The organism is Stappia sp. MMSF_3263, from assembly GCF_030733745.1.
Lineage (GTDB): Bacteria > Pseudomonadota > Alphaproteobacteria > Rhizobiales > Stappiaceae > Stappia.
Genome location: NZ_JASHIK010000005.1, coordinates 177,913 through 201,647, shown reverse-complemented (window position 1 = coordinate 201,647; position 23,735 = coordinate 177,913). Strand labels below are relative to the sequence as shown.

The following is a 23,735-nucleotide window of genomic DNA, read 5'->3' as shown; positions in this document are numbered from 1 at the left end:
GTCCAAGGGTAATTTATTTGGACAAAAGATCGTTCAAGAAGCTTGAAAACAAACAAATAAGAAAGCAAAATTTGTAAATCAAAAGCGAAAAAATTGAGAGGACATATGGATATATATCCAAAAAAACCTAATGACGCCGAGGGAGAGGCCGGCGATCGTTTCGACGAAATGGTGTTGTGGGCTAATCGAATGGGGTTAATTGACATAGTAAAGCTGCATTCTTTACAGGTTGCAGGGACGAATGATCTGTCTAGACTTACATATGAAGAAAGGGCACTTGTATTCGACTTCGTGAGACCTGCATTAACTTGGGCCATGCTCCGCCACAAGCGTCATCATTAAGGGAATGATTAGGATGTGTACAAAAGTCGAATACATCTCATTTCCAACAGCAATTGATAATTACTCTGACGAAAACGCACGCAACATCTCTCAATCTTGGATGCTAAGTCCATCAGTGAACCCAACAATTTCTTTTTATTCAGAAAAAATAATAATTATGGAATCAAAAGAAGATGCTAGCAATAATTCTAATTTACTATTCATTGGGCACAATACTCTAGCGAAATCTATTATTGAAAATTTAACGCCAGGGCCGGCCGCAACCCAATTTCCGTTAGAATACAGACAAGCGTTGCGGCGCGGCTATTTTATGGCGGCAAGCGATCGAAGGCCTGTTGCAGAAATCATTCAAACAGACGTATTCAGATCAGCTTCACTGCCAGATCATCTAATTTACATGAGGATCCTCTTGCCCATAACTCTTACTGGTGGCTTACCTGCGCTGATTGTATATTCGCAGTTTTTGAGTCCTCGACATTCTGCAGCTTGTTTCGGGCAATCCGATCCACGCCTGCTGAGTCACAAGAGACAAAAGCCAGATCTTTCAAGTCCGCTTGCTTGGGAGCACTCATCCACCGCACCCCTGGATATATAGTATTATGAAACCCCCAAGATGTATTTATTCCTCTATTTATTAAATTTGGACGCATCCATCCGTAGATTAAACTTGGATTATACTCATCAAAAGAAAGCAATATTAATATTTGTATAAGTATTTTTGAAATACCTTTATTTCTGAATTCACTCTCAACGAACCCTTCTCCAATATACACCCAAGGTCCTTGTATTCCCTTGGCATAACGAAGAGATTCTTCTTCGATTTCCACAGGATTCTTGCCAACACCTGTGTATGCCCTAGCCCAATATTCGCGTATAAAATGGGCTAAATCCCATCCTTGGACGATGTCGTATCGAGCCGCCATTGTCCCAATCGGAATACCATTTCGGTCGCGCGCCACTATCCACAATACTTGATTGGGAGGCAGTGTATTGATTCTGCGATTGAGATGTTCTCCAACCACACCTTTCTCAAAAGATTTTGCTATCAACTCAAAATCGGAGACCTCATTGCCCGTCTCCACTGCGCCGCACCCAATTCGCAGAGCATCGTCCACCAGTTTCGAAACCGCCCTGCAGCGCTGCAATCTATCCATTTCATTTCTCCCTACGTTGCACCAATATTCTGATGCAAGCGTATTGGCAGAAATTGCAATAGACCCTGCGCAATCAATCATCTCCGCGAGCGTGCTGAATGTGCAACTCTCAAAAAATATTAAGTATACTTTCTGGGCATTTTAGTTCTGCAAACGCATTCGCTCTGTCAGTTGGTCAAATACGTTGAACACACCAACCACGGCGCGGGCGGAAGAAACCTGTCAGCGCGCCGTGGTCTGGTTGAGAACGATCGTCGGCATGTCCCTGTCGCCGGGACGGGCGGCCGGGCTGATCAATGCAGGGCAAGCCACTCGCGGGCCGCGCGCTGCGCGTCGGCGATGTCGGCACGGCTCATCTCCACGGAGATCTCCTTGCGGTAGCGCACCGCGTCCGAGCTGCCCTTCATGGCGGCGATGTTGAACCACTTGTGCGCGGCGACCAGGTCAGCGACGCCGTGGCGGCCGCAGGCGCAATCGAGCCCCATCTGCAGCAGAATGTCCGGTCCCGCGGGCTGACCGCCCATCGCGGCAAGATCGGGAGTTCCAAGATCCAAACGAGCCATTTCACACTCCTGTCTTTCGTTTGATCCCGACCGGCTTCTGCCAGGTCGGGCTTGGTGAAGATCCTGCCGGCCTTTGTCCTTGCCGCCTGCAATCTTCACGTTCGAGTGTGTCCAGAGCGCTTCAACGAGCGCTTAAAATTCTCGCTTAACAGGAGGAAAACAGTTCAAGACCAATCAGTAAACTTCACGAAGGATTCATCTATTTTTTGCCGAAAGCGCTTTGGAATCAGACATCTTTGAATCGAACTTTCATCGCTCCGGAAACCCTTGATTCACCTTGTCTGAAACAGGGAAAAAAAGTTTGGCGCGCGGCGACACAAAAAACCCGCCATCTGCCGTTACGTCACGACTGGTTTCAACGACCCACTCTCGATAGGTTACGTTTGCGTAAAGGGAAAGACATGAACGGGATCCCGACGCCGGAGGAGGAGAGCAAGGGCAATGGCCAGGACAGTATCAGGGACAGCAACCGCATTGACCGCGATGGCGGCAATCGCCCTCTTGTTCGTGTCGGGCATGGAGGCACGGGCGGGCGAGGCAACCGGGGTCTGGAAGCGGCCGAGCGGGAGCTCGCAGATCCAGATCGCCCCCTGCGGATCCGCGCTCTGCGGCAAGATCGTCTGGCTGCGCGATCCCCGCAACGACACGAAGAACCCGGATGCCGCCAAGCGCAACCGGCCGCTGCTCGGCACGCAGACCGTGATGGACATGAAACCGTCCGGCGACAACCGCTGGAAGGGCAAGGTCTACAACGCGGAAGACGGCAAGACCTACAGCGGCGTGATGACCCTGGTCGGCAACAACGGGCTGAAGCTGGAAGGCTGCGTTCTCGGTGGACTGATCTGCAAGGGCGAGACCTGGACCCGGGTGCGCTAGCCCCTCGCTCCGCTGTCGCTTCGGACCCGGCCGGCGCCCGGCCGCGCGTGCCGGGACGCCTTGCCTGTTGCACCGCCGCGCTCTCGCTCGCGTTTGTCCTCGCCCTGCCCGTACCGGCGCCGGGCATGGACGTCATATACGGGGAATGGATCACCCCGGACAACGGCCTGGTGCGCATCGGTCCCTGCGGCGAGGCGCCGTGCGGCTTGCTGGTGGACTTCCCCCCGCCCCCCGGTTTCACGCGCGAAACAACCCTCGATGCCAACAACCGCGACCGGAAGAAGCGCGACCGCAAGCTTCTCGGCATCCCGGTCCTGTGGAACCTCTCCGGGAACGGCGACGACGGCTGGCGCGGGCGCGCCTACGATCCGCGCCGCGGGCTGAGCGCCTCTGTAAGCGCGACGCTCGATCCGCCCGGCCGCCTTCGTCTTCGCGGCTGCGTCCGGGTGGTCGTCGACATGTGCCGGACGGAAGTCTGGCACCGGGCGAAGTAGTCCGGCGCCCTCGTCTCCCTTTAGCGCGCCCTTTGTCCGAACAGCACCGACTGGGCGTCCTTGTTGCTGGCAAGATCCAGCTGCTCGCGCATGTCGCGACCAACGGCAAGGCCGCGTTCCACCGCCGGGCGGGACTTCAGCGCGGCGAGCCAGCGCGCCACGTTGGGGAAGTCCTTTCCGAGCTCCATCCCCTGACGTTCCCAGCCGGTCGCCCAACCGACGATCGCCATGTCGGCGATGGAATACTCGTCCGCCACGAAGTCGCGGCCCTCGAGCTGCCTGTCCAATACGCCATACAGGCGATGGGTTTCGTTGAGGTAGCGGTCCATCGCATAGGGCAGCTTTTCCGGCGCGTAGACGCGGAAATGGTGGTTCTGGCCAAGCATCGGGCCGAAACCGCCCATCTGCCACATCAGCCATTCCTCCACCTTCGCGCGCTTGCGCTCGTCGGCGGGGTAGAAGCGGCCGAACTTGCGGCCGAGATACTGCAGGATCGCCCCGGATTCGAAGATCGAGATCGGCTCCCCGCCCGGCCCTTCCGGATCGACGATGGCCGGCATGCGGTTGTTCGGGGCGATTTTCAGGAACTCCGGCTTGAACTGCTCGCCGGCGCCGATATTGACGTATTTCACCTCGTAGGGAACGCCCAGTTCCTCCAGCAGGATCGTCACCTTCCAGCCGTTCGGTGTCGGCCAGTAATGCAGCTCGATCGGCGTCTTCTGCTCTGTGCTCATTCGGGAAACTCCGTCTTGCATCGGGATATGGCAGTCCGGGCCGGGAAGGAAGATCGCTGGCGGGAACTGCCGGTCGCCCCTTCAAGTGGGGGCCGCCGCGACACCCGCAACGCCCGCGGCCGACCGTCAGCGTGAGAATCCCGCAGACTGAACGCTGGATCAAGTCATGTGAATGCCGGCGCACAACTGGCCGGCCGGCGGCGGCTCATAGCACCTTCTTGAAGCCCGGCCCCTACGCAGCTACATCCGCAGATTGCATCAATTGATTTTCAACACGTTAAATGATATAAATACAAACAAGCTAAATCATTTTTATATTTGAAAATAATTACTTATGAGGATTCAAGCATGACAAAAGCAACACTCTTTTCGTTTTTTCTAGCTACGGCAATTATCGCCCTTCCAACCTCCTTCGCCACAGCCGGGCGTCTTGGCCAATGTGTCAAGTGTGTGAGTTCGGCCGGCCCCGACATTCATATGTGGGACAAGAATGCACCGCTTGGCGGATGCGGCCTGCTCACGAAAGGCGGTGACGGCATACCGCAGATATGTGATGCAAATGACGGCATAGTCCGCGGCGGCTCCATGAACGATCCCTTCTGGCACTGCAAGACGGCGGCATCGGGATTCTCCACCTGGATCGGGGGCGAGGACAAGGATCTTATTATCGTCGGAGAGGATCCGAACGATATCAGCAAGGGAACCTTCTTCCGAATACAGGACGGAGAGGAATATGACTGCGGCGTCGATGTCTTTACCGGGCAGAACCACACTGTACTCAGATATGGAAAAGACAACGATATCTTTGATATTTTCACAAGAACCGGTAACGGCTTCGAAAGGTACACGGACAGAATTCACGATGGCCAGGGTCACGGAATCGTATCCGGCATCAATGTTGTCGGAAGGCTCTACGGCCGTCACAGAGACATTCTTGCCATATACGGAATTACGGAGAACGGCCAAGTCGTCAAATGGGCGCGGGGCTTCTTTGACGGACAATTCCACGGCATGGAGCTTCTGGGATCTTCCGACATCGGCCTCATCTACGGCAACGATGATGACATCCGTGTCCGTTTCTGCTTCGACGGAACGAAATGGTCATTCGGGCCGCATATCGGCTTCGGTCAACCCTACCCGGCCGCATGCTCACAAGCGCTTCCTTAAGGGGAAGCCGGAACAATCGGTCAGGTCACAGCACCTTCTTGAAGCCCACATGCGAACGGTCGTAGCCGATCCGTTCATAGAATGCGTGGGCGCGGGTGCGCTCGGCATTGGAGGCAAGCTGCAGCAGCACGCAGCCCTGCGCCCGGGCGCGGTCCTCGGCAAAGGCCATCATGCGCGCGCCGAGCCCCTGGCTGCGCAGCGCCGGGTCGACATGCACGCTTTCCACCTGCGCCCGGGGGCGCCCGGCAAAGGAGAGACCGTCGAGGATGGTGAGTTCGAACATGCCCGCGATCTCGCCCGGCCCCATGCCGGGAAGCCGCGCCACATGCAGCACCGTGCGCCCGCCCTCGGCCATGCGGCGGAAGGCATCGAGATAGGGCGCAAACTCGCCCACCTCCTGCCCCACCCTTGCGCCGGTGGCATTGGCGCTCATCAAGGCGACGCAGGCCGGGACATCCGCCTCACGGGCCGGCTCGATCACCAGGTCCCCCGCGGCCGACAGATTGCTCGCGGGCGCATCATCGTTCTGCGACATGAAAACCTCGAAGGCGGAGCTTGCGAAACGGCGCGCGTCAGGACGACGCGGCTGGAGCGATGACGCCGTGGACGGCATAGCCGCTATAGAGCTCGCGCGTTGTCGCATCAAGGCCGTGGGCGTCCGCCACCTCTCGAAGGGCCTCCGCGAACCCTGCACGCGGCTCCACGTGAAAGGCGGCCAGCCAGGCACGGAGCGGCCGGCGCAGGATCGCCGGATAGCCGCCCATCTGCCCGAAATCGACCACGGAGAGCCGGCCGCCGGGCGCCAGCGCGGCAGCACCCGCGGCCAGAGCCTCGCGCCAGGGCGGGATCATCGACAGGCTGTAGGAGAAGAACACGCGGTCGGCATGCTCCATGCCGAACAGGCTCCGCATGTCGAAGCCCGTCGCATCGCCTTGTGCCACGGTGATGCGATCGTCCAGACCTGCGCGGGCAATCGAGGCTCGCGCGCTTGCCAGCATCTCGGCCGAGATATCGATGCCAAGGTATCGGGCTTGCGGGTGGCGCCGCGCGGCAAGGATCAGGTTGCGCGCCGTGCCGCAGCCGATTTCCAGGACCGTACCGCCCGGCGGCGGCGCCAGCTCCTCGATCAGCCGGTCGCGGCCAAGCAGGTAATACTTGCGGGTGGCGTCGTAGATGTGGCGCTGCCACCTGTAGATGCCGTCCATCAGGTCGGCATTGCCGGTCGGGGCAGCGCCCTGCGGGCCGGCGCTCACGCTGCGTCTTTCACGTAGATGTGGAAGCCGCCATAGATCGAAGACCGGTCCCTGAGACCAAGGTCGCGGGACCGGTCGGCCTCGTAGCGCCACTGGTCGAGAAGCGCCGGCTCGACGCGGCCCGGCAGCAGGCTCGGTTCGGCCGCCGTCCTGAACACGACCCGCGCGCCGGGACGCGCCGTGCGGGTGATTTCCGCCCAAAGCGCGTTCAGCACCGCATCCGACATCCAGTCCTGCGCGTCGAGCAGCACGTAGCGGTCGACGCTCGCCGGCTCGAGGCCCGCCAGATGGTCGGTGAAGGAGCGATTGACGACCCGCACGCGGCCCGCCCGCTCGCGGATCGTGTCGAAATGCTCGGCCCTCAGATAGGGCGGCAGCGGGCCCGCCTCGTCGTTGGCATAGCCGCGGCCGAAGGCCTGCCAGGCAAAGTAGTTCTCCGAGAGCGGGAAGCCGCAGGCAAGCCGCTCCAGCCGCTCGCGCAGCACCGTGGCCATCGAGCCGCCGCCGGCCAGCGCCTCGTATTGCGCCGGCGGGATGCCGAGCCCGTAGAGCGAAACCCGCTTCGACGTCGCCCAGCGCACCATGCGCTTGTCGAAGAGCGGCGCCAGCGCCGTGTCGAAGAACGTGCGCTGCTCCTCCAGCGAGCGGGCCCGCAGCATCTCCTTCGGGTTGATGCCGTAGACGCGCGCGACCAGGTGACCGGCGCCGATGAAATAGCCGAGCAGCCCGTGGTGGTAGAGATCGCGGGCGAAGAGCGAGATCCGCTTGCGGCCGGTTAGCCCACGCTTTTCCCAGTAGGCGCAGCTGTCCGGATCGAGCCGGTCGCGCAGGAACCGGTTGTAGGCCTCGATATTGGCCGCCTCGTCGGCCTTTCCGAAAAACCGGTAGAAGGCCTCGTGACCCGGCAGGTTGCGGGCGGCAGCGAGCTTCAGCCGCGTCAGGGCCACATGTGCCTGGTTGAGATCGACGGCCGTGATCGAGGCCGGATCGGCGGTGAGATAGGACAGGACGTTGCAGCCGCCCGAGGCAATCGTGACGACGTCGTGGTCGCGGCCGATTTCCAGCGCCTCCATGTCGATCTCGGGGTCTTCCCAGATCTGCGGGTAGACAAGCCCCTTGAACGCCCAGGTGAAGAGACGCTCGAGCGCGCCCTCGCCCGACAAGGCCTTGTTGCGATGGACCGCGCGTCCCAGCAGTTCGCCCCTGCCCGCATTCGACTGACCAGTCAGCATGTAGACCTCCAGACTCGCTCGAGTTTCCTTGAGCTGAGCCGGGTAAGCCGTTCTCGTAACGGGATGATGACAGGCAGCGTCCGTTCAGGCGACCTCGCGCGCCTCGTCAGGCTGCGTATCGGCACGGCGATAGGTGTCGCGCGCAAGGGAGGCTGCCGTGATCACGGGAACCTCGCGCCATTCCTGCGGCGTGATGAAGTGGCCGCGCTGGCGCGCCCTCGCTCCGGCCGAGGGAGAGGCCGTCCAGAAGATCACCAGCGGCGCGAACACCAGCGGCAGGGTCACCGGCAGCAGCCAGGCCAGCAGGCCGGATGCGAAGTAATAGGCGAAGGCCAGCGTCGCGGCGCCGAACAGCACCATCCACCAGCTCGCCCGCGCGCTTGTCGCAAGGTCCAGCGAACCGTCCTCCCGGTCGCTCGACGGCCAGCCGAAATCCGCCCCCGACAGCACCTGGAACACCGAGCGGCTCTGGAACATCATGTGGATCGGCGCCATCAGCGAGGCGAGCAGCAACTCGTAGAGCGCCGACACCGCCGCCCGCGCGGGACCGCCATAGGCCTGCGCTCCGCGTGTCAGCACGGCGCGCAGCAGCAGCAGGGCCTTGGGCAGGATGAGGAGCCCGACGACGCCGAACAGCAGCGCCAGCCCCTTTTCCGTCTCCGGATGGGGAAAGCGGGGAAACGGCGAGCCGGAAATGAAATAGACCGGCGCCGGCGCGAACAGCGGCGCGGCGACGCTGGCCAGCAGGAACATGAGCCACACGGGCGAGGCCAGATAGGCCATGATCCCCTGCAGGATGTTGATGCGGCTCCAGAACGGCAGTCCGGGCGCAAGAACCACCCGGGCATGCTGGAGATTGCCCTGGCACCACCGGCGGTCGCGCTTGGCATATTCGATGAGGTTGGCGGGCGCCTCCTCGTAGGAGCCGCCGAGATCCGCGTCGAGCCGGACCTGCCAGCCGCCGCGCGCCAGCATCGCCGCCTCCACCGTGTCGTGGGAGAGGATCTCGCCGCCGAAGGGGGGCTTGCCGGCCAGCGCCGGCAGCCCGCAGGTGGCGGCAAAAGCGCGGGTGCGGATCAGGGCGTTGTGCCCCCAGAACGGGCCCTGCCGGCCCTGCAGCGCCGCGACCCCGCGCGAGAAGACGGGCGAGTAGAAATTCGCCGAGAACTGGATCATCCGGCCGAACAGCGTCTTGCGGCCGATGATGCAGGGCACCGTCTGCAGGAGGCCGAGGCCAGGGGCCGCCTCCATGCGCCGCACCATCTCCACGATCGTGTCCGCGCTCATCAGGCTGTCGGCATCGAGCACCAGCATGTACTCGTAGGCGCCGCCGCTGGTGCGGATGAAATCGGCGATGTTGCCGGCCTTGCGGCCGGTATTGGGCGAACGGTGCCGATAGAACAGCCGCCCCCCCGCCCCCAGCGCCTCGACGGCGCGGCGGTGCAGGGCCCGCTCGGCGGCGGCCGCTTCCTCGCGGGTCGAATCCGACAGGACGTGAAAGTCGAAGGTGGAGATCACGCCCAGTTCGTCGAGCGCCCGATACATGGCATCGAGCCGCGCGAACACCGCATCGGCAGCCTCGTTGTAGACCGGGATGACGATGGCCGTCCGGCCGCTCGGGCGGCCTTCGTGCACCGGCACCTTGTCGTTGGAAAAGATCAGCCCGAGAATGCCGATACACGCGCCCCAGGACAGCCAAAGCGCACAGAAGGCGACAAGCGACACCCGCAGCACGTCGACCCAGTCGAACCCGTCGGCAACAGCCACCGACCCGAACATGGCGGCGGCCGCAACCGTCAGTCCGAGCGCCAGCACGACCGCGCCGGTCCGGCGCACGCCGACCATGACGCTGTCCTTCAGGGACGGCTTGGAATCACCCGGCTGCATTTCATCCACTCCCGAACGGCGGCGCTGTCCTCCGGCTCCGCGACGACACGGCCCGGCCCTATCTTTCCCCGACGCGATCGCGGCGGGAGAAGGCCCGAAGCGTCTGGAACCGGGGCATCTGGAACCGGCGCATCTGCAACCGCGGCAGCAGGCCGGCTGCGCCCGCGCCCCGGCGCTCCAGCACCTGCACGGGCATGGCAAGCGCCGCCCGCGGTGCCGGCAGGCAGAGCGATGCGACAAGGCTCTGCAGCAGGTCGGCGCCGGCACGCCCCGCGTAAAGGCGCTCCAGCACCGCGCCCCTCTCCCCGTCGCACAGGCGTCCGACGGCTTCGCACACAGCCTCTTCAAGCGCCGCGTCGTCGAGATCGTGGCGATCGAAATGCTGGCGCAGCCGGTCTAGAAACGCCTGTCGGTTCCCGGCGTCCTCCGGCGGGAGGGCGCGGCCAGGTTCCGGCGAAAGGACTTCAGCGATCATGTGGCTTGTCCCCATTGATAGGTCCAGGTTTCGGTCAGGCGCTCCCCTTCCAGCAGAAGGGCGGCCGAGAGTTCGACGGGCTGGTCGGCATCGACCCGCTTGACGTCGACAATCAGTCTCCAAACGTCGCTACCCGGCATCTGGTTCAATATCAGGTGCGCGATTTTTCCGTTGTTGACGCCGAGCTTGGCCTCGACCGCCGATTCCTCGCCCAGCCCGGCCAGCGTCTCTCCTGAGAAATCGACCAGGAACTTGCGGACATTGGCATCGCCCTCGGCGGCCGAGTTGCCGCCCCGTCCGGTGCGCGTGCGCAGCACCCGCGCCAGCGGCACGTCGCCCTCCACGTCCCGCGCCCAGATCATCCGGTAGCGCAGCCGGTGCTCGGACCCGGCGGACAGCCCCCCTTCCGGCATCCAGAAGGCGACCACATTGTCGTTCGCCTCCGAATCGGTCGGGATCTCGGCCAGAAGCACCGCTCCCTTGCCCCAGTCGCCGACAGGTTCGATCCACACCGACGGGCGCCGCTCGTAGCGGGCCTCGGCATCGAGATAGTTGTCGGCCGCGCGGTCGCGCTGCAGCAGGCCGAACCCGCGCGGGTTCTCGTCGCCGAAGACGGAAAGCTGCAGCCGCGCCGGATTGGCGAGCGCCCGCCAGACGCGCTCCCCGTTGCCGCGCAGGATGGCGAGCCCGTCGCTGTCATGCACCTCCGGACGGAAGTCGTCGAAGCCGGTCCGGTCGTTCTCGCCGAACAGGTACATCGAGGTGAGCGGCGCCAGTCCCAGCCGCGAGACGTCGCCGCGCAGGAAGATCGCCGCCTCCACGTCGATAAGCGTCTCCACGCCCGGCAGGATGGTGAAGGCATAGGCGCCGGAAACGCGCGGGCTCTCCAGCTCCGCATAGAGCCGGATCTCGCGCGCGCCCGCCTCGGGCCGCTCGATGTAGAACCGGCTGAAGCGGGGAAACTCCTCCGCGCTTCCCGAGGCGGTGTCGACCGCCAGTCCGCGCGCCGAAAGGCCGTAGACATTGCCCCGTCCCAGCGCCCGGAAATAGCTCGACCCCAGGAAGGTGATCAGCTCGTCGCGATAGTCGTTCCGGTTCAGCGGGTAGTGCAGCCGGAAGCCAGCGGGACCGGGAAAGGCAACGCCGTTGAAGGCGGCCGGGTCGAGCGGCTCGCGATACTCGAAATCATCGGCCGAAAAGCCCATCGGACGGGCCTCGCCCCCGACGACCTCGAACATGTCGACCGTGTGGCCGAAGACCCAGCCGGGATAGAAGGCCTGGAGCTCGAAATTCCGCTCCTCGGTCTTCCAAAGTGCATGGTCGGGCCGGAAGCGGATCGCGCGATGGGCATCATAGGTGAGATTGGCGATGGCCTCGGGAAACTCCGGCGCCTGCGCGTCGTAGGGCTCGCCCGCCTTGGCCTTCATCCGGGCAACCAGCCCCTCCCAGTCGAATGGCGTGCCGGCCGCCTTCGCCGGCGGTTCGCTTCCCGCCGGCGGCGTTGCCGGGGCTGCCTCGTCGGCGAAGGCCGGAAGCGCGACGCTTCCAAGCAGGGTTGCGAGCAAGCCGGCACTGCCGGTCAGGAAACTGCGCTTGTCGATCGTTGTCATGTCACCTACTGGCACTTCGACCGCGGATGTCTTGCCTGGGTTCGCGGCATCCGGGGCGCGGCTCACACAGCCCGCCCGGCCCGCGACCCGCATCCGGATCACCCCATACTTCCTTGCCCGACCCGCGTGCGAACCGGCATGCCAATCCACTGTGCAAACGCAGCATGCGGAGTTTGGTTCCGCATGCCCGTGGACAGGCCGCACGTTCCGGCGAGCCAAGCTATCTCACCAAGATGTTTGGGAAAAATCAGACGCAATCACGGCAATTGGATGGCAGGCGCCAACGCCTTCCCGCCATCCTGTTATATATTGCACTGCAAAAAATGCCGGCGCAAGAGCATCTTTCGGAGGCCGCTTCCCGGAGAACCGGCGCCCCGTCCGGGCGCCGTCCCGAAGGCCTACTCGATGCCGATCTTGGCCTTCAGCAGGTCGTTGACCGCCTGCGGGTTGGCCTTGCCGCCGGTCGCCTTCATCACCTGGCCGACGAACCAGCCGAGCAGCCCGGGCTTCGCCCTCGCCTGCTCGACCTTGTCCGGATTGGCCTCGATGATCTTGTCGACCTCCGCCTCGATGGCGCCCAGATCCGTCACCTGGCGCATGCCGCGCGCCTCGACGATCGCGGCCGGCTCGCCGCCCTCGCTCCAGACGATCTCGAACAGGTCCTTGGCGATCTTGCCGGAAATCGTCCCGTCGACGACGAGATCGATCAGCCCGCCGAGCTGGTCGGCCGAGAGCGGGCTTTCGCCCAGTTCCAGGCCTTCCTTGTTGAGCCGGCCGAAGAACTCGTTGATCACCCAGTTGGCCGAAAGCTTGGCATCGCGCCCCTTGGCCACCTTCTCGAAGAAGTCGGCCGAGGCCTTTTCCGCCACCAGGATGTCGGCGTCGTAGGGGCTCAAGCCGTAATCGGCGATGAAGCGCGCCTTCTTGTCGTCCGGCAGTTCCGGCAGGTCGACGGCCAGCGCGTCGACGAAGGCCTGGTCGAATTCGAGCGGCAAAAGGTCCGGATCGGGGAAATAGCGGTAGTCGTGCGCCTCTTCCTTGGAGCGCATCGAGCGGGTCTCGCCCTTGACCGGGTCGAACAGGCGCGTCTCCTGGTCGATCTTGCCGCCGTCCTCCAGGATGCCGATCTGGCGGCGCGCCTCGTATTCGATCGCCTGGCCGACGAAGCGGATGGAGTTGACGTTCTTGATCTCGCAGCGCGTGCCGAAATCCCCGCCCGGCGCGCGCACCGAGACGTTGACGTCGGCGCGCATCGAGCCCTGGTCCATGTTGCCGTCGCAGGTGCCTAAGTAACGCAGGATGGTGCGCAGCTTGGTCAGATAGGCCTTCGCCTCGTCGGCGCAGCGCAGGTCCGGCTTGGAGACGATCTCCATCAGCGCGACGCCCGAGCGGTTGAGATCGACAAAGGACATGGTCGGATGCTGGTCGTGCAGCGACTTGCCCGCGTCCTGCTCCAGATGCAGCCGTTCGACGCCGACCGTCACCTGCTCGCCGCCGGCCATGTCGAGCAGCACCTCGCCCTCGCCGACGATCGGCTGCTTGAACTGGGAGATCTGGTAGCCCTGCGGCAGGTCCGGGTAGAAATAGTTCTTCCGGTCGAACACCGACTTGTTGTTGATCTGCGCCTTCAGGCCCAGCCCGGTGCGCACGGCCTGGCGCACGCATTCCTCGTTGATGACAGGCAGCATGCCCGGCATTGCCGCATCGACGAGGCTGACATTGGCATTCGGATCCTTGCCGAACTCGGTCGAGGCGCCGGAAAACAGCTTGGCGTTCGAGGTGACCTGGGCATGCACCTCCATGCCGATCACGATTTCCCAGTCGCCCGTGGCGCCCTTGATGAACTTCTTGGGATCGGGGGTGCGGGTGTCGACGATGCTCATGCCGTGGAAGTCCTGCCCGTTGTGTCGTGCCTGCCGCCCGCCCTCTCAAGCCCCCGCGCGTACGCGCGCGAAAACGCCTTAAGGGCAGACATGTCCTGAACGCGTGCCGCGCGCGCCGAAACGCGCGCCAGACCGCTCGAGTGAGTGGGTAGTGGGTCTTTGCCCTCCCCGCAAGGGGGGAGGTGGGGGGTGTGGGCGGCAATCGTGACACTTCCCGAGAACCACTTCGTGCCGTATTTCGATTGATTGGCAGTCTACAGTTGTTCTCTGAACGCAACCAGTACGACAGCCACAATCAAGGCCGCATCTCTATGCAATAGCTTATGGGAGCTAAAAGGGTGGAGGCCCTGTGTCTACGGGTGTCATCTTGGACTGTTTCTCACGTTCTATGCGATAAAGTTCCTCAGTGGCCAGGTACCGCTTATTACGCTTTTGTCGAAGGGAGTTCATCTGGTCCGCCGCCTTTCGGCCCCTTTCTGATTTCGCACCCGAGATATGCCTCGCGGTTCCAAGGTAAGAAAGCAGGCGCTGGATAAGAAAATTCACTTCCTCATCAGTCACGGCAGCATGGTATTCGGTCCAACACTCCCTAATCTTCAAGTTAAGTGAGTTAGGGGCAACAAGCGTTGCGTCTACAACACCGATTCCAGTTATAAAAACTGGGCGGTTTCCAGTGCGATATCGTATGCGGTGCGACTTCAACCCCGAACCTCGCACGACGGCTCGTATTTGTCTTAATACCTCACCAGGAACAAAGCGCCCGGAGATTGTCAAGTCGTCCACCCAAACAGAATAAAGCAGTCCCCGATTGTTACATATGTCAGCGATCTGATCGAACATCCGGCGGTGAATGAGGCTGCAAAGCACCGGGGTTAGCGGTGAGCCAAACGACACTTTGCCGTCAATAGTGCACAGATGCGTTAGCAGCCCTGCCACATCATCATACATACCGAGATCATCACGAAACCAACTCCGCACCATGTCTTCGCTTGTCGATGGATAAAATTGCTTCAGATCAAGAGTCAGATACTGATCTTGATCAATGTGAAAAACGGCATTATCACGCTGCCCCCTATTCTTGCGAGGACTGAATAGATAACTGGGAAGCTTGATTTTATTCAGATGAAATTTGAGGCGCTCATGAACCGCTCGAAGTCTTGCGGTTGGATATGCTAAATCTCGCTGTTTTTTATTCTTACCAGTAGTGATCTGCCTACGAACGATGAATTCGTTCTTATAATTTACAAGCCGTCGTAAATCATCTCTAGTTTCGCCCAAAAGACCTGCGATATCGCGCTGTGTTGGCTTCTGCGAGAGCGGCGAGCGTTCAATCTCGTATCGTTCAGTATGCTTCGGCTTAATGCTACGAGGCATTCGCAATTTCCAGAGGCGACAGAGTGTCAAGAAGCTTGAGCACTCGGCTGGCTATGATGAGCTTACCTTTCGTTTTCAAGGGCTCACCCTCCAACTCCTCGGCAAAAAACAGAAGTTTCGACATACGAATATTCAATTTCATACTGTATTTTTCAAGAATATCCATCGAGACCGGCTTTGCGCCGTTTTCAATCTCGGAAATCATAGACTGAGAAAGTCCAAGTTCTGCGGCGATCTGCTTTTGCGACAGCCCAAGATATAAGCGCAACAGGCGGAGAGCGTCGTTAATCATCGGACGCTTCATGTCATTCATTTTGATGCTCCCTCCGGCTATTTTCGAGGTCGCCGCTCATTGCCGGTCTGACAACCAGAACCAGAAACGTGCAACATAGTATGCTGCCTGACCGAGCCCGACGATCAGCTTAAAAAGCCAAGCGCGGGTCAGTCGGCGGCGCCGCCGCTGGTGACGATCTTCTTTGCTCATCGGTATAGTCCTCTGCTTCCGCCGGCATGAGTGCCGGCGCCCGTAGAAACAGAGGGGCTGTTCAGCGACGTTTGACCTCGAATATGCCGCACCCAGAGCCCAGCGGGTGCGGCGCGCGGCCACGGTCCCTGCCAGACGACGGGATTGAGACGGGAACTCTAGGTTCCCACAGGGCTCTAGGCCCCACACTTGGACGGGTTCAGCATGAGCAATCACCACGGTCTTTGTATGATCGATTCTTTTCGCCGCGTCAAATTGAATATCACTGCCAGCGATATTCAATTTGACGCGGGCAAGCGGCCGGATGAGATGCGAGGGAAAGGCGACGGCCAGTTGCGCGACGATCTCGTCGATGTCGCGCGGATCGAGCCAGTCGGGTTGCGGCATGGGAGTTCACTCGCCGAGGCGGCGAAGCGTCTCGGCGAAGCGGATATTGGTGTCCGTGACAATCTCTTCGACCGACGGGCGCGCCGCGCCCTGCCCGCGCAGCCGGGCCGCCGCCTCCACGGTGAAGCCGTCGCCGCGCGGCTCGGCGCCGTGCCCGGTGTTGCTGCGGGTCTTGTCGTCGGCCGGGGCGTTCGGGGCGGACATTCGCGCGTCTCCATTGCCAGACAGACAATATGGCGCCGCCCGCCGGAATGATCAACTCGCCCCCCCCTTTTCCCTTCCCCGCCCCTCAGGCGACGGCGCGGGCCGTGCGGGCCTGGCGGAACGAGACCAGCCGGCGGGTGTCCTCGTCCCACAGGACGAGCTTCACGCAGCCGAGGCTCTGGCGCAGGGTGATGCGGTTCATGTCGCGCAGCTCGGGAAAGTCGCGCATCACCTCTGTTAGGCGGTAGAACGGGATCTTGCTCGACAGGTGATGCAAGTGGTGGATGCCGATATTGCCGGTGAACCATTGCAGGACCGGCCAGAGCGGTTCGCGCCCGTCCCCCTCACACCAACTCCACCGCGATCCCCTTCCCCACGGCTGCGGCGGCGCGGATGAGCGTGTCGAGCTGAATGCGGTCATTGTCCGGGTCGAGCAGGCGGGCGAGTTGCGACGCGCTGGTTTTCATGCGCCGCGCCATCTCGGACTTGGAGATGTTGTTCGCGGCCATCTCCTGCTCGATCTGCATCACCAGCGTGCGCTTGATCGCGGTTGCCGTGACCTCCTCATAGACCCCTTCGTCGCGAAGGAAGCTTTCGAAGCTTTCGCCGATATGCGGATTGTCAGCCATGGCGTTGCACCTCCTTCATGCGCGTGATCGCCAGTTTCAGTTCCTTCTCCGGCGTCTGCTGGGTCTTCTTGACGAAGCCGTGCAACAGCACCATCCGGTTGCCGACAAGGACGAACAGGACACGGGCGATCCTGCCGGACGAGATGTTCGAGCGAACCTCATACATGCTCTTCACGCCCTGGATCGGCGCGCATTTCGGCTTGCCGATGGGCCAGCAGAACTCCAGCGTCGCGATGTCCTCGCCGATGGTCTTGCGGTCCTCGGGCGTCAGGTCCATCAACCACTCGCGCACCGGCCGCTTGCCGGAGGCAGAGACATAGAATGCAGCCTGCAGGACCTTGTGAAACGAGTTCATATCACAACCCTACCGTATAAGGTATACTTCAAAAGGTAAAATTCAATAACGCATTTCCGGTACGTTCAGCCTGCCCGTCAGGACACCTCCACCGCAAGAACAAAACGTGTCTCGCGGCCTACTCCTCGCCCCCCCCTCAGGCGGCAGCGCTACCCGCCCGCGCCTGGCGGAACGAGACGAGCCGGCGGGTGTCCTCGTCCCACAGGACGAGTTTCACGCAGCCAAGGCTCTGGCGCAGGGTGATGCGGTTCATGTCGCGCAACTCGGGGAAGTCGCGCATCACCTCTGTAAGGCGATAGAACGGGATCTTGCTCGACAGGTGATGCACATGGTGGATGCCGATATTGCCGGTGAACCACTGCAGGACCGGCGGCAGGTCGTAATGCGAGCTGCCCTCCAGCGCCGCCGTCGTGTAGTTCCACTCGCGCCCTTTCGACCAGTGCGTGTCCTCGAACTGGTGCTGGACGTAGAAGAGCCAGACGCCGACGGTCGCGGCGATCAGGATGATCAGCCCCTGCACCATCAGGAAGGGCACAGGCCCGGCCGCCCAGATGAGCAGCGCTGCCATGCCGGCGATGCAGAAATTGGTGGCAAGGGTCGAGACCCACGGCTCCAGCCCGCCGCGCATCAATCCCACCGGCAGCCGGTACTGGCACACGAACAGCCATGCCGGTCCGAGGCCGAACATCACCAGCGGATGCCGGTAGAGCCGGTAGCGCAGCCGGCCGGCCCGGGGCAGCGCCTGGTATTCGCGCACCGTCAGCGTGTCGACATCGCCGATGCCGCGCTGGTCGAGATTGCCGGTCGAGGCGTGGTGGATCGCATGGGTGCGCCGCCAGTAGTCATAGGGGGTGAAGGTCAGCACGCCGAGGGCGCGGCCCGTCCAGTCGTTGAGGCCGCGCCGCGAGAACAGCGAACCGTGCCCGCAATCGTGCTGCAGCATGAACAGGCGCACCAGAAGGCCGGCGGCCGGCACGGTCAGGATGAGGCCCCACCATTGGCCGTTGGCGGTCAGCACCGCCGCCGCCGCCCAAAGGGCCGCGAAGGGCAGCAGGCTGGCGAGGATCTCGAAGACGCTGCGCGCCGTGCTCGGTTCGCGGTACCTGGCCAGCGAGGCGTTCCAGGAGCGGGGCTTTTCCTTCGGCGGGCAGTCGGTGTTCGGCAATGGCTTTCCAATCCTGGGAGCGAGCCCCCCGATGGAGGAGTGAGATAACGACCCGCCTGGAACACTGCCCTGCCGCGCCAGGGGCGCGATATCGGGCGGCTTGGGAGACGGAAGTCCCATTTCGGCCCGGGTTTGGCAAGTCATTTCGTTGCCGCGGCGCGCCCGCTTCCCTCAAAGCCGCCCCCTTGCCGCCAGGATGAAGCGTAGCACGGCGGCGACCGCCTCATAGAGCTCGATCGGGATCTCCCGGTCGAGTTCCACCTGCGACAGCGCTTCGGCGAGCGCCTCGTCCTCCTCCACCGGCACGCCGTGTTCGGCGGCCAGTTCCAGGATGCGGGCGGCAACCGTGCCGCGTCCCCTGGCGGTGACGCGCGGCGCGCCGGCATGGTCGTAGCGAAGCGCGACGGCAACGGCCGGCGGCTCGCGCCGCTCGCCGCTCACGAGACCATATCCACGAACTGGCCGGAGGGCGCCGGCGGGTCGTCCGGCAGGCCCGCCAGCACCTTGAGGTCCATCACCTCCAGCCCCAGCTCGGCAAGCGTCACGGCAAGGCGCGGCAGGCCGTCGTTGAGCGCCATGCGGATCTCCTCGCGCACCGCCCAGATGCTGGCGAACAGCCGGGTGCCGTCGAGCCCGACCACCGCCTCGACCGGGCCGGTGCCGTCCGTGTTGAGCCCGAAGCGCAGCCGCCAGGCCGGGTGGGCGCCCTCGCCCTCGTGGCCGGGCGTGTCGTCGCGGCCGATCTGCAGCGAAATGACCGCCGTCTCCCCGCCGATCAGCAGCGGCAGGTCGAGCACCCGGTCGAACGGGGCCGGGTCCGCGCCCGCATCGGCGAGCAGCCCGCGCGAGGCGAGCGCCGCCAGCCGGCCCCTCGCCAGCGCCGCCTCGCCCTTTCCCGCAAGGATCGCGGCCGCCCCTTGCGCATCGCGCCGCCCGAGCGCGGACAGCAACTCGCCGCTGGCCCGGGCCGGGCGTTCACCGCGCGGATGGCGTTGCAGGCCCGGCAGCGGCGGCGGCGTTGCCTGCCGCGACGGCGCCTCCCGCTCCCCGGCCGTGCCGCGCAGGGCGCGGACCAGTGCGGCCAGCGCCTCGTCAAGCGTCTCGCCGCCCGGCGGCGTCCCCGCGCCGCCCGCCGATTGCCCGGCGATCCGCGTCAAGGCCTGGCGCAACGCCGTCCCGTCGAACCGCGCGCCCGTGTCGAGCCGGAACCCGAAAAGCGTGGCCAGCGCGCCTGCCGCCGCCGGGGGAAAAAGCGTGTTGCCCGCCGGCAGTGCGGCCATGGTCCGGGCGGCGGCGGCGGCGCCGGCAAAAAGCGGGGCGAGTCCGTCCTGGTCGGCCGCCAGCCGCGTCGCAAGGTCGGTGATGCGGGCAAGGGCCGCGGCCTCGCGCGTGCCGCCCGCGCCCCGTGCAGCACCCGCCTCGCCCTCGGCGCTGACGTGATAGCGCACCCCGTCCGCGCCCCGCTCCACGGCCAGCTTCGCCCGCGCGCCGACGGGCAGCATCTCCTCCCCCTCGACATCGAGCTGGAACGTGCCGGAAACCAGGCGCATGACATTGTCGGCCATGTGCCGGGCAACGCGCACGGCAATGACATCGCCGACATTGAGCGGCGGCAGCTTGGTGACCGGGGTGACGGCAACAACGCCCGTCGGTGTCGAAACACGCGAGATCATGCGAGAGCCCCGCCCGTGCGGATGTTGCACCCTTGCGACATTAGCAGATTCGCGGAAATCCGCGCGTGCCCGTATGCCTCGCCTCTCCCCCGCTTCGCAGCCCCTCTCCCGCGCCTTGATCCTGATCAAACAGTTTCATCCGCAACCATTATAGGCTGAGATCCGGCGCCGCATGGGCGGCGAGTTGGAGGATGCGGTGATGGGACTGATGAAACGCCTGGACGAGAGGGCCGGCCTGATGGGGCGGATGATGCGCACGGTCGGGGCGAGCGACGCGATGCCGATGGACTTCACCCTGGAGACGACGATGCGCGCCGCCATCCACCGCTGCATGGGCTGCGACCGGCCGCAGGATTGCGCCGGCTGGCTGGATGCGCATGAGGACGGCGCGCGGCAAACCCCGGACTATTGCCGCAATGGCGAATTGTTCGCCCGCTGGACCGGCCGGGACTGAGCCGGCGCCAGGTCGAACCGGAGGCCTACTTGCGCTTGCGGCGCGCGCGCTTGCGGATGCCGTAGACGAACATGGCGATCAGCAGCGCCCCGACGAAGCGGAACGGCAGCACGGCCAGCGGCCCGCCGTCATAGCCGCCGATGGGGCGCACGCCGCTCAGGTTGAGCGAGGCGTCGATCAAAACGCTCAAGGCCGCCGCGGCAAAGGCCGCGATAATCAGCTTGGCGCGCGCATCCGCGTACCAGCCGAGCGCCGCCCCGATCAAGAGCGCGAACGGATTGAGCAGGCCGGCCAGCCCGAAGAGCAGGGAAAGGGATTCGGCGGGTGTCATGGGCGTGTTTTAGGTCCGCCGCGCCCAAAAGGGAAGCCGCCGAACCTGCAACCGACACGCCCGCCGCATGCGGCAAATCCGCCACGGTGGCGGGAAGACCGACCGCCCTCCCCTCCGGCGCGATTGCGCTCGCCGGCCATCGGCGGTATCGGACTATCGTCTTTCGATGGAGATTTTATGCGCGGAAACCGCGAGGCCCGGTAAAGCCCGGTCCTGATTGACGACCGGGCGAGAACCCAAACGACGCCGCATGCGACAAGGGCTGCGGCGGTCGACGGTCGAATTGCATCTTCCGGAACTGACATCCCGATGGATATTTCAAGGACCGAGCAGCGGGTCTTGCACCTGCTCGCTCAGGGCGGCTGCGTGCTCGTCGAAAAGGACGAGCGCGGCCGCATCGAAGACCTGCGCATTATCACCCGCGAAGGCTGGCACCACGCCGGCATGACGCTGGAGCTCTTCCGCAAGCTCAAGCGCCGCCGGCTGATCGCCTCGGCCAATTCCGGCCCCTACCGCATCACGCGGCTCGGGCTGGTGCGCGTGCGCGCGCAGGCCGACAACAGGTAGAAACCAAAGCCCCGGGGAGCCTGGAACGGTTCTCCGGGGTGGATGGACCGGCTCACAGCGAACTGACTTCAACAGCGCCTTCCGCTTGGAGACTATGAGTCATAAAACCAGTTGCAGGGAAATCGACTTATGGCTCCGCACCCAACATTAGCCCCGTTGGAACGACAATCCATGCGTGCTCGATGCCATCCACTGTGTCCGCGCCAAAAATCAGAGACACCTCCCCCTGCAAGATGTCTGATCAGTTTTTAGGCATCTGGGATGAAGAACTTGGGAAGCCCATGCTCTTGCTCCTTGAAGAGGTCGAGCAGCGTTTTTCCGTCGAGAAATCGAATCGGGATTCTTAGTGAGTGTTCGAGCATCGACCCATAGCCGTGGTTACTGGGTCCAGACTCATCCTCCCAGCCCTTGCTTACGACGCCGTGAACATATAGCCGCTCGTCATCAAAAATTGGACTTCCGCTCATACCTGCGGGCAACTTCATCGATGCCGAAAAGCATGCACCCGGTGTTGGAACCTGTCGGCATTCGGCGTTGTCAGGGAACCTCTCCAAGACAGTGCCTCTAGATACGTGCAATTCAAACCGGAAATCACCGGATGCCATGTCGGACCGCTCCATCGAAAGCTCGACATCCTGCATTCCGGCATAGCCGATGGCCGTCGCCGACTTTCCGACCGCAATGCCAATGCCCCTCAATCCGGGCTGAATAATTGGGAGCGGCTGATGCGCAATTCCCGCGCCAAGTTCCGTGACCTTACATAGGGCTGTGTCGGAGGTCAGCTTGATCTCAACGCCTCGAATGGGAATTGGGTGTATGGTCCGTTCTCCGAGAAACCCTGCCCATTCAATGTCACGAAAGATATAGCCTTTGAACCCGGCCAGTGGGCTTACTGGCAGCATCACACCGAGCTTTAGTTGCCCGAAGTGCCATGTCTGTTCATCAAGTTCCCGCGTACCTCCATACCGGCGGTCGATCGGATCGGTGATCACGTGAGCGGCCGTGATCAGGAGGCCCGTGCAGCTAATGAAAAAGCCTGTTCCTAAACACCGAAGATGTGTCTCACCCGGAACATGTGCCACGATTGGCACGATGCTTTTCGCGAGAACCGAATGGATTGTCCCAATGATATTCGGCTGCGCGACGAACATATCGTTCTCAACAGCGTAAAAGTCGGAGTCCTCTGCGTTTTTGGGTTTGAGAGGTACAGACGCCATCGCCTGAATTTCCCACACGCCATCGCCTCTTCGGCCGAAGAAGGGCTTGAAGATTTCCAAGTCGGTTGAACCTTGCTTCTGGATCATAGTGGAGTGAGCGTTGCCTGTGCCGACAAAAATAAGTGGGATATTGTGAGCACCATGCCGCGGCCCCTTCAATAACGCTGCGTTGCGGCAAATTTCCAAGACATTAGAGGAGGAACCCAGAATGGATGTCGAGAAGTTATTTTGGTCGCAGATTGATCCACTCTACCATTTGAAACAGGCAAGTTGCATTCGTTACACAAAGGACATTGATCAGCACTACCGCCTAGATGAAAAACCAAGCAAGGATAGCGGCTTCGGCGCTGATCTACTTGAGGGAATGGATGAAATGAAAGCATCCGCCCTGATGTTCACCCGATTTCATGCTATCGAAACGCTGCTCACCGTTCTCTTGGGTAGTCATCCGCATGGGCCAGTCCCCCGATTTGCCAAGAAATTCTTCGGCCAAAAATTCAATGACGCGGTGCAATCCGTAGCTCGTAAAGAGATACCCACCACACTCGGAATTCGCGGTGTTACTGACTACGACAAATGGATCGCGGCCAAATTCTGGGGCCGTTTGGGAACCGAGAATGTCCTAGACGATGAAGTCATCAAGTTCATCTCTGTTCAAGCACGGCTGTTCAGCCAAAAGACTGTTTACAACGCCTTCAAGCACGGGTGCCGCATCGGCCGATCATGGCCGAACCTCAGCGTCAAGGACGAAAAGAGTGGCGAATGGCTTCCCTTCCTAGAGATAACATCCGGCGTCGGCTGGCTACATTGGGAGGAAGACAAGAAGTCCAAATCGGCGAGCGTTACCTTCGGCGCGATGTCATGTGACCCTGCCGACGATCACGGAGCTGTTGCGATCATGGCCCTATTGGTCCGCGCGATGAAGACTATCCGACTGGCAAAGCCGGAGGACAAGATCAACGTTCAACTGCCGACCACGATCAAGGCCGGTATGCACGTTCCGGCAAATATGAATATCAGAATGTCTTTGTCGTCCTCCTAGAGGGTGCTTTCTTTACCTGACGATTGCGACCCATGCTGTAGTTCCAGGTCGGCCAGCAGACAGCGCAGCTATCCCTTGATCGCCCTCCGGAACCGGACGGTCTGAAACACCCCGAAGCGGTCAATCCTGTAGGCGTAGCTAGGCTGCCAATGTCCGAGAGAACGGTCGGAGACTATAGCGTAT

General features: G+C 62.2%; 27 protein-coding genes and 1 pseudogene. 6 read left to right on the top strand and 22 right to left on the bottom strand.

The window, feature by feature from the left end; translation table 11 throughout:
• Nucleotides 1-764 precede the first annotated feature (764 nt).
• Together RBB46_RS08285 and RBB46_RS08280 are read right to left on the bottom strand one after the other, a co-directional pair.
• Nucleotides 765-1,496 carry a hypothetical protein gene (locus RBB46_RS08285; protein ID WP_306028465.1) on the bottom strand — a complete coding sequence of 244 codons (732 nt, stop codon included), beginning with the start codon at nt 1,494-1,496 and terminating at the stop codon, nt 765-767.
• A 293-nt stretch (nt 1,497-1,789) separates the two neighbouring features.
• On the bottom strand, nt 1,790-2,059 hold the full coding sequence (locus RBB46_RS08280; protein ID WP_306028464.1) for a hypothetical protein: 270 nt from the start codon (nt 2,057-2,059) through the stop codon (nt 1,790-1,792).
• Between the two features lie 441 nt (nt 2,060-2,500).
• Here RBB46_RS08280 and RBB46_RS08275 point away from each other — a divergent pair, with 441 nt between their 5' ends.
• Together RBB46_RS08275 and RBB46_RS08270 are read left to right on the top strand one after the other, a co-directional pair.
• The gene (locus tag RBB46_RS08275; protein ID WP_336623149.1) at nt 2,501-2,935 is read left to right on the top strand and encodes a DUF2147 domain-containing protein; all 435 of its coding nucleotides are present in this window, start codon (nt 2,501-2,503) and stop codon (nt 2,933-2,935) included.
• Nucleotides 2,936-3,060: 125 nt separating this feature from the next.
• Nucleotides 3,061-3,429 (top strand): DUF2147 domain-containing protein, encoded by a 369-nt coding sequence (locus tag RBB46_RS08270; protein WP_306028462.1) that lies wholly within the window; start codon nt 3,061-3,063, stop codon nt 3,427-3,429.
• 20 nt (nt 3,430-3,449) lie between these two features.
• On the opposite strand, the gene RBB46_RS08265 is transcribed toward RBB46_RS08270, so the two are convergent.
• A complete protein-coding gene (locus tag RBB46_RS08265; protein ID WP_306028461.1) occupies nt 3,450-4,163 on the bottom strand; it encodes a glutathione S-transferase family protein in 714 nt (237 codons plus the stop codon).
• A gap of 348 nt (nt 4,164-4,511) precedes the next feature.
• Here RBB46_RS08265 and RBB46_RS08260 point away from each other — a divergent pair, with 348 nt between their 5' ends.
• Entirely contained in the window at nt 4,512-5,330 is an 819-nt protein-coding gene (locus RBB46_RS08260) for a hypothetical protein (protein ID WP_306028459.1), read from the top strand.
• Nucleotides 5,331-5,355: 25 nt separating this feature from the next.
• Here RBB46_RS08260 and RBB46_RS08255 read toward each other — a convergent pair whose 3' ends face one another.
• The 17 genes and pseudogenes from RBB46_RS08255 to RBB46_RS08175 form a co-directional block, all read right to left on the bottom strand.
• Nucleotides 5,356-5,865: a GNAT family N-acetyltransferase gene (locus tag RBB46_RS08255; RefSeq protein WP_306028457.1), complete on the bottom strand. Its 510-nt coding sequence runs from the start codon at nt 5,863-5,865 to the stop codon at nt 5,356-5,358.
• Between the two features lie 37 nt (nt 5,866-5,902).
• Nucleotides 5,903-6,535 carry a class I SAM-dependent methyltransferase gene (locus RBB46_RS08250; protein WP_306028576.1) on the bottom strand — a complete coding sequence of 211 codons (633 nt, stop codon included), beginning with the start codon at nt 6,533-6,535 and terminating at the stop codon, nt 5,903-5,905.
• Nucleotides 6,536-6,579: 44 nt separating this feature from the next.
• The gene (locus RBB46_RS08245; RefSeq protein WP_306028455.1) at nt 6,580-7,815 is read right to left on the bottom strand and encodes a DUF3419 family protein; all 1,236 of its coding nucleotides are present in this window, start codon (nt 7,813-7,815) and stop codon (nt 6,580-6,582) included.
• An 84-nt stretch (nt 7,816-7,899) separates the two neighbouring features.
• On the bottom strand, nt 7,900-9,702 hold the full coding sequence (mdoH, locus tag RBB46_RS08240) for a glucans biosynthesis glucosyltransferase MdoH (RefSeq protein WP_306028454.1): 1,803 nt from the start codon (nt 9,700-9,702) through the stop codon (nt 7,900-7,902).
• Nucleotides 9,703-9,760: 58 nt separating this feature from the next.
• A complete protein-coding gene (locus RBB46_RS08235; protein ID WP_306028453.1) occupies nt 9,761-10,177 on the bottom strand; it encodes a hypothetical protein in 417 nt (138 codons plus the stop codon).
• Nucleotides 10,174-11,787, bottom strand: coding sequence for a glucan biosynthesis protein (locus RBB46_RS08230; protein ID WP_306028451.1), 1,614 nt, complete (start codon nt 11,785-11,787; stop codon nt 10,174-10,176). The genes RBB46_RS08235 and RBB46_RS08230 overlap by 4 nt, the downstream gene beginning before the upstream one ends.
• 398 nt (nt 11,788-12,185) lie before the next feature.
• On the bottom strand, nt 12,186-13,670 hold the full coding sequence (gene gatB / locus RBB46_RS08225; RefSeq protein WP_306028450.1) for an Asp-tRNA(Asn)/Glu-tRNA(Gln) amidotransferase subunit GatB: 1,485 nt from the start codon (nt 13,668-13,670) through the stop codon (nt 12,186-12,188).
• A 330-nt stretch (nt 13,671-14,000) separates the two neighbouring features.
• The gene (locus tag RBB46_RS08220) at nt 14,001-15,044 is read right to left on the bottom strand and encodes a reverse transcriptase family protein (protein ID WP_306028448.1); all 1,044 of its coding nucleotides are present in this window, start codon (nt 15,042-15,044) and stop codon (nt 14,001-14,003) included.
• The gene (locus RBB46_RS08215) at nt 15,034-15,357 is read right to left on the bottom strand and encodes a helix-turn-helix domain-containing protein (RefSeq protein ID WP_306028446.1); all 324 of its coding nucleotides are present in this window, start codon (nt 15,355-15,357) and stop codon (nt 15,034-15,036) included. The genes RBB46_RS08220 and RBB46_RS08215 overlap by 11 nt, the downstream gene beginning before the upstream one ends.
• A 36-nt stretch (nt 15,358-15,393) precedes the next feature.
• Complete coding sequence (locus RBB46_RS08210) at nt 15,394-15,915, bottom strand: hypothetical protein (protein ID WP_306028444.1); 522 nt, start codon at nt 15,913-15,915, stop codon at nt 15,394-15,396.
• 6 nt (nt 15,916-15,921) lie between these two features.
• Nucleotides 15,922-16,119: a hypothetical protein gene (locus tag RBB46_RS08205; RefSeq protein ID WP_306028442.1), complete on the bottom strand. Its 198-nt coding sequence runs from the start codon at nt 16,117-16,119 to the stop codon at nt 15,922-15,924.
• A gap of 85 nt (nt 16,120-16,204) precedes the next feature.
• Nucleotides 16,205-16,444 (bottom strand): annotated as a pseudogene (locus tag RBB46_RS08200) (fatty acid desaturase); the annotation flags it as partial.
• Nucleotides 16,445-16,463: 19 nt separating this feature from the next.
• Nucleotides 16,464-16,748, bottom strand: a complete 285-nt coding sequence (locus RBB46_RS08195; protein ID WP_306028441.1) for a helix-turn-helix transcriptional regulator — start codon at nt 16,746-16,748, stop codon at nt 16,464-16,466.
• Nucleotides 16,741-17,103, bottom strand: a complete 363-nt coding sequence (locus RBB46_RS08190; RefSeq protein WP_306028438.1) for a type II toxin-antitoxin system RelE/ParE family toxin — start codon at nt 17,101-17,103, stop codon at nt 16,741-16,743. Before RBB46_RS08190 ends, RBB46_RS08195 begins: the two co-directional genes overlap by 8 nt.
• A gap of 136 nt (nt 17,104-17,239) precedes the next feature.
• Nucleotides 17,240-18,268 (bottom strand): fatty acid desaturase, encoded by a 1,029-nt coding sequence (locus RBB46_RS08185; protein WP_306028437.1) that lies wholly within the window; start codon nt 18,266-18,268, stop codon nt 17,240-17,242.
• A gap of 171 nt (nt 18,269-18,439) precedes the next feature.
• Nucleotides 18,440-18,709, bottom strand: a complete 270-nt coding sequence (locus RBB46_RS08180) for an EscU/YscU/HrcU family type III secretion system export apparatus switch protein (RefSeq protein ID WP_306028435.1) — start codon at nt 18,707-18,709, stop codon at nt 18,440-18,442.
• Nucleotides 18,706-19,941: a flagellar hook-length control protein FliK gene (locus tag RBB46_RS08175; protein WP_306028433.1), complete on the bottom strand. Its 1,236-nt coding sequence runs from the start codon at nt 19,939-19,941 to the stop codon at nt 18,706-18,708. Before RBB46_RS08175 ends, RBB46_RS08180 begins: the two co-directional genes overlap by 4 nt.
• 199 nt (nt 19,942-20,140) lie before the next feature.
• On the opposite strand from RBB46_RS08175, the gene RBB46_RS08170 reads away from it, so the two are divergent.
• A complete protein-coding gene (locus RBB46_RS08170) occupies nt 20,141-20,395 on the top strand; it encodes a DUF6455 family protein (RefSeq protein WP_306028432.1) in 255 nt (84 codons plus the stop codon).
• Between the two features lie 25 nt (nt 20,396-20,420).
• Here the strand turns inward: RBB46_RS08170 and RBB46_RS08165 are convergent, their stop codons facing one another.
• A complete protein-coding gene (locus RBB46_RS08165) occupies nt 20,421-20,726 on the bottom strand; it encodes a phosphatidylglycerophosphatase (RefSeq protein ID WP_306028431.1) in 306 nt (101 codons plus the stop codon).
• A gap of 309 nt (nt 20,727-21,035) precedes the next feature.
• Here RBB46_RS08165 and RBB46_RS08160 point away from each other — a divergent pair, with 309 nt between their 5' ends.
• Nucleotides 21,036-21,293 (top strand): YjhX family toxin, encoded by a 258-nt coding sequence (locus RBB46_RS08160; protein ID WP_306028429.1) that lies wholly within the window; start codon nt 21,036-21,038, stop codon nt 21,291-21,293.
• A gap of 248 nt (nt 21,294-21,541) precedes the next feature.
• Here the strand turns inward: RBB46_RS08160 and RBB46_RS08155 are convergent, their stop codons facing one another.
• Entirely contained in the window at nt 21,542-22,570 is a 1,029-nt protein-coding gene (locus RBB46_RS08155; protein WP_306028428.1) for a trypsin-like peptidase domain-containing protein, read from the bottom strand.
• A 148-nt stretch (nt 22,571-22,718) separates the two neighbouring features.
• Between RBB46_RS08155 and RBB46_RS08150 the strand changes: the two genes are divergently transcribed.
• Nucleotides 22,719-23,552, top strand: coding sequence for a hypothetical protein (locus RBB46_RS08150; RefSeq protein WP_306028426.1), 834 nt, complete (start codon nt 22,719-22,721; stop codon nt 23,550-23,552).
• Nucleotides 23,553-23,735 lie beyond the last annotated feature (183 nt).

Bases quoted from the DNA above. Each gene is read 5' to 3' on its own strand.
- RBB46_RS08150 (WP_306028426.1), top strand. From the start codon at position 22,719: ATGGATGTCGAGAAGTTATTTTGGTCGCAGATTGATCCACTCTACCAT.
- RBB46_RS08220 (WP_306028448.1), bottom strand. From the start codon at position 15,044: ATGCCTCGTAGCATTAAGCCGAAGCATACTGAACGATACGAGATTGAA.
- RBB46_RS08260 (WP_306028459.1), top strand. From the start codon at position 4,512: ATGACAAAAGCAACACTCTTTTCGTTTTTTCTAGCTACGGCAATTATC.
- RBB46_RS08285 (WP_306028465.1), bottom strand. From the start codon at position 1,496: ATGGATAGATTGCAGCGCTGCAGGGCGGTTTCGAAACTGGTGGACGAT.
- RBB46_RS08165 (WP_306028431.1), bottom strand. From the start codon at position 20,726: ATGACACCCGCCGAATCCCTTTCCCTGCTCTTCGGGCTGGCCGGCCTG.
- mdoH (WP_306028454.1), bottom strand. From the start codon at position 9,702: ATGCAGCCGGGTGATTCCAAGCCGTCCCTGAAGGACAGCGTCATGGTC.
- RBB46_RS08190 (WP_306028438.1), bottom strand. From the start codon at position 17,103: ATGAACTCGTTTCACAAGGTCCTGCAGGCTGCATTCTATGTCTCTGCC.
- RBB46_RS08205 (WP_306028442.1), bottom strand. From the start codon at position 16,119: ATGTCCGCCCCGAACGCCCCGGCCGACGACAAGACCCGCAGCAACACC.
- RBB46_RS08215 (WP_306028446.1), bottom strand. From the start codon at position 15,357: ATGAATGACATGAAGCGTCCGATGATTAACGACGCTCTCCGCCTGTTG.
- RBB46_RS08210 (WP_306028444.1), bottom strand. From the start codon at position 15,915: ATGCCGCAACCCGACTGGCTCGATCCGCGCGACATCGACGAGATCGTC.
- RBB46_RS08175 (WP_306028433.1), bottom strand. From the start codon at position 19,941: ATGATCTCGCGTGTTTCGACACCGACGGGCGTTGTTGCCGTCACCCCG.
- RBB46_RS08265 (WP_306028461.1), bottom strand. From the start codon at position 4,163: ATGAGCACAGAGCAGAAGACGCCGATCGAGCTGCATTACTGGCCGACA.
- RBB46_RS08275 (WP_336623149.1), top strand. From the start codon at position 2,501: ATGGCCAGGACAGTATCAGGGACAGCAACCGCATTGACCGCGATGGCG.
- RBB46_RS08195 (WP_306028441.1), bottom strand. From the start codon at position 16,748: ATGGCTGACAATCCGCATATCGGCGAAAGCTTCGAAAGCTTCCTTCGC.
- RBB46_RS08170 (WP_306028432.1), top strand. From the start codon at position 20,141: ATGGGACTGATGAAACGCCTGGACGAGAGGGCCGGCCTGATGGGGCGG.
- RBB46_RS08250 (WP_306028576.1), bottom strand. From the start codon at position 6,535: ATGGACGGCATCTACAGGTGGCAGCGCCACATCTACGACGCCACCCGC.
- RBB46_RS08160 (WP_306028429.1), top strand. From the start codon at position 21,036: ATGGATATTTCAAGGACCGAGCAGCGGGTCTTGCACCTGCTCGCTCAG.
- RBB46_RS08270 (WP_306028462.1), top strand. From the start codon at position 3,061: ATGGACGTCATATACGGGGAATGGATCACCCCGGACAACGGCCTGGTG.
- RBB46_RS08280 (WP_306028464.1), bottom strand. From the start codon at position 2,059: ATGGCTCGTTTGGATCTTGGAACTCCCGATCTTGCCGCGATGGGCGGT.
- RBB46_RS08230 (WP_306028451.1), bottom strand. From the start codon at position 11,787: ATGACAACGATCGACAAGCGCAGTTTCCTGACCGGCAGTGCCGGCTTG.
- RBB46_RS08245 (WP_306028455.1), bottom strand. From the start codon at position 7,815: ATGCTGACTGGTCAGTCGAATGCGGGCAGGGGCGAACTGCTGGGACGC.
- RBB46_RS08255 (WP_306028457.1), bottom strand. From the start codon at position 5,865: ATGTCGCAGAACGATGATGCGCCCGCGAGCAATCTGTCGGCCGCGGGG.
- RBB46_RS08235 (WP_306028453.1), bottom strand. From the start codon at position 10,177: ATGATCGCTGAAGTCCTTTCGCCGGAACCTGGCCGCGCCCTCCCGCCG.
- gatB (WP_306028450.1), bottom strand. From the start codon at position 13,670: ATGAGCATCGTCGACACCCGCACCCCCGATCCCAAGAAGTTCATCAAG.